At 66.4% G+C, this 2,798-nt stretch carries 4 protein-coding genes and 3 tRNA genes; 6 read left to right on the plus strand and 1 reads right to left on the minus strand.

Annotated features, from left to right (window positions below; all coding sequences use genetic code 11):
* Positions 1–609, minus strand: a 609-nt coding sequence (locus MUO23_12410; protein ID MCJ7513761.1) for a tRNA uridine(34) 5-carboxymethylaminomethyl modification radical SAM/GNAT enzyme Elp3, incomplete at its 3' end; no start/stop codon positions are given.
* A gap of 35 nt (positions 610–644) precedes the next feature.
* On the opposite strand from MUO23_12410, the gene MUO23_12415 reads away from it, so the two are divergent.
* The 6 genes from MUO23_12415 to MUO23_12440 all read left to right on the plus strand — a co-directional run.
* Complete coding sequence (locus MUO23_12415) at positions 645–1,364, plus strand: class I SAM-dependent methyltransferase (protein MCJ7513762.1); 720 nt, start codon at positions 645–647, stop codon at positions 1,362–1,364.
* A gap of 71 nt (positions 1,365–1,435) precedes the next feature.
* A tRNA-Ser gene (locus MUO23_12420) sits at positions 1,436–1,520 on the plus strand.
* Positions 1,521–1,539: 19 nt separating this feature from the next.
* A tRNA-Ser gene (locus MUO23_12425) sits at positions 1,540–1,631 on the plus strand.
* Between the two features lie 26 nt (positions 1,632–1,657).
* Positions 1,658–1,732, plus strand: a tRNA-Arg gene (locus tag MUO23_12430).
* Between the two features lie 243 nt (positions 1,733–1,975).
* On the plus strand, positions 1,976–2,188 hold the full coding sequence (locus MUO23_12435; GenBank protein MCJ7513763.1) for a hypothetical protein: 213 nt from the start codon (positions 1,976–1,978) through the stop codon (positions 2,186–2,188).
* On the plus strand, positions 2,178–2,798 hold a 621-nt coding region (locus MUO23_12440; protein MCJ7513764.1), incomplete at its 3' end, for a hypothetical protein. The genes MUO23_12435 and MUO23_12440, both read left to right, overlap by 11 nt.

The following is a 2,798-nucleotide window of genomic DNA, read 5'->3' on the forward strand; positions in this document are numbered from 1 at the left end:
CAAGCTGGGGGCCTCGCAGCCGTTCAGCGCCTCCAGACAGCGCTGCACGAACCAGCGCTGGTACGCCCGAGGATAGGCGCTCCAGGTCCCGCCGAGGATCAGCAGCTCGACCTTCTCCGTCGGGTGCCCGATGGCTTCTAGCGCCTGCAGCCGGGCGGTCACTTGATCCCAGGGCTCGAAGGCATGCTGCAGGGCGCGCATGGCTCCCGGCTCGTCAGGCAGGTACGACTTGGGCATACGGGAATCCGTCGGGCAAAACAGGCACTCGCCGGGACAGGCGTAGGGCGCCGTCAGGACCGTGATCGTCGTCACACCCGACAGCGTGCGCACCGGCTTCATGCGGATCTGCGCCAGCAACTGCGGCGCCGCAGGCCATTCTCCCCGCTCGACCAGCTGGTGATAGACATGCACCAGCAGATGCTTGGGAAGGTATCCGCCATCGGCCTGGGGATGCGCCCGAACCGCCCGCTCGAGGGGCATTCCGCCCCGGATCTGGGTCAGCACCTGCCGCGCCAGGGCCACCTGGGCCGGCGAGTACCGCCGGGCCGCCAGCCACGCTCGCTCTCGGGCCTGTGCTGCGCTCCCGGCGCCTGTCCTGTCTTCGCTCATGTCGCCCTGCGCCCGCCGCGCGTATAATGCCGCCGATGGAACCCGATGTCGTCCAGCGAGTGCTGGATCTCAACGCGACATTCTACCAAGTGAACGCAGTGGCCTTCGCCGACACCCGTCGGCGGCCTCAGCCTGGCGTGTGCGCCGTGGTCGAAGCGATCGAGCCCTCCGCCAGCATTCTGGACGTCGGCTGCGGACACGGCCTGGTTGCAGGCCAGCTGCACCGCCAGGGCCACAGCGGTGGATACACCGGGATCGACTCGAGCCCGCAACTGCTCGCCTTGGCAGCCCAGTCTGTCCCGACGCAGGGGTTCGCCTTCCACCGGGCCGACCTGGCCGCAGCGGACTGGCCGCAAAGGCTGTCGCAGACCTACCAGGTGATTCTGGCTTTCGCCGTGCTGCACCATCTCCCCGGAGAACCTATGCGCCAGCGGGTGGCTTCCAGTCTTGCGAAGCTTCTGACGGAAGATGGACGGATTGAGGTGTCGGTCTGGAACTTCCTGGAGCTGCCGCGCTTGCGCCAGCGGATCGTGCCCTGGAAGCGCCTGGGGCTGGCGGACGACCAGGTCGATCCCGATGACTACCTGCTCGACTGGCGCCACGCAGGCAGGGGGCTGCGCTACGTGCATACCTTCACGCCCGCCTCCCTCGGCCAGCTGGCGGCCCACGCCGGGCTGATGGCTTCGGACGGGCGCTTCTCCGACGGTGAGAACGGCCGGTTGGGGTTGTATCAGCGCTGGTCTCTGGCGGCTTAGGTCTCGTGGCTTTACGGGCCCCTCTCGCCGTGGTAGAATTCGCGGGCGTCGGAAGGGAGCCACTTGGACCCGGAGGGATGGCCGAGCGGTCTAAGGCGGCTGTCTTGAAAACAGCTGTGGGGCAACCCACCGGGGGTTCGAATCCCTCTCCCTCCGCCTTTGAAATCGAGTGCGTGGGGAGGTGCCGGAGTGGACGAACGGGGGCGCCTGCTAAGCGCTTGTCGGGGTCTAAAGCCTCGACCGAGGGTTCGAATCCCTCCCTCCCCGCCTTCCGCGAACGTCGCAAACGCCGTGCCCTCGTAGCTCAGTTTGGATAGAGCATTTGCTTGCGGAGCAAAGGGTCGCGTGTTCAAGTCACGCCGAGGGCGCCTCAGCCGCCCGCCTGGTCCTAGGGCGGGCGGCTCATTGGTTCCATCTCGGCCGCGTTCGAAACACACATTCGCAGGCCGGCTGGGCAGCCGCAATCCAGGCGCGGGTTCGCGTACGTGCCACCCCCGCTCCAGTCCAGCCTACATCTGTCGGATCCCCCAGCTTCCGCTTCGCGGTAGAATCCACTCTCTTGGCCGCCGCGATGGGGTCGCAGGAAAACGCAACCGCTAGGGATGAGTGCAATGACTACAAGCCTTGTTGGCGCGACGCTTGCCGCGATCCTCACTCGGCCGCTGGCTTACCTGGATCCCGGCTCGGGCAGCTACTTGCTCCAGCTCCTGGTGGCGGTGATCCTGGGCGCGGCCCTGGCGCTGCGAGTGTACTGGGGCAGGATCAAGAGCCTCTTCACCCGCAAGCCTGGGGACGATCCAGCCGACAAGCCCGATGAGCAGTGACAGCCCCCGGCTGGGAGCGTCCTTCCGTGATCCCAGCGGATACCTGTTTGAACGCAACGGCAAGCTGTTTCGCCAGGTCAACCGCTCCTACCAGGCCGACTTCGATCGCCTGATCGCCTCCGGACTGTATGCCGAGCTGACCGGGGTTGGGCTGATCATTCCGCACATCGAGTCCCCGGCTGCCCCAGACGAGCCTGGGCTGGCCTACCGGGTCATCGAACCCGAGCCGGTTCCGTTCATCTCCTACCCGTACGAGTGGAGCTTCGGCCAGCTGCAGACGGCAGCCCTGACCACCCTGTCGATACAGAAGCGGGCCCTCAGCAAAGGGATGTCGCTCAAGGACAGCAGCGCCTACAACATCCAGTTCCATCACGGCCGGCCGGTGCTGATCGATACGCTGTCTTTCGAGACCTACCGCGAAGGAGAACCGTGGGACGCCTACCGCCAGTTCTGCCAGCATTTCCTGGCACCGCTGGCGCTGATGGCCCACACCGATATCCGCCTCGGGCAGCTGCTGCGGGTGTACATCGACGGGATCCCGCTCGATTTGGCCAGCCGCCTGCTGCCGCGCAAGACCCGCTTCAGCTTCTCGCTGCTCACTCACCTGCAC

It is taken from the genome of Anaerolineales bacterium, from assembly GCA_022866145.1.
GTDB lineage: Bacteria > Chloroflexota > Anaerolineae > Anaerolineales > E44-bin32 > PFL42.

Coding starts and splice junctions, on each gene's coding strand:
- MUO23_12415 (MCJ7513762.1), top strand. CDS start 645: ATGGAACCCGATGTCGTCCAGCGAGTGCTGGATCTCAACGCGACATTC.
- MUO23_12435 (MCJ7513763.1), top strand. CDS start 1,976: ATGACTACAAGCCTTGTTGGCGCGACGCTTGCCGCGATCCTCACTCGG.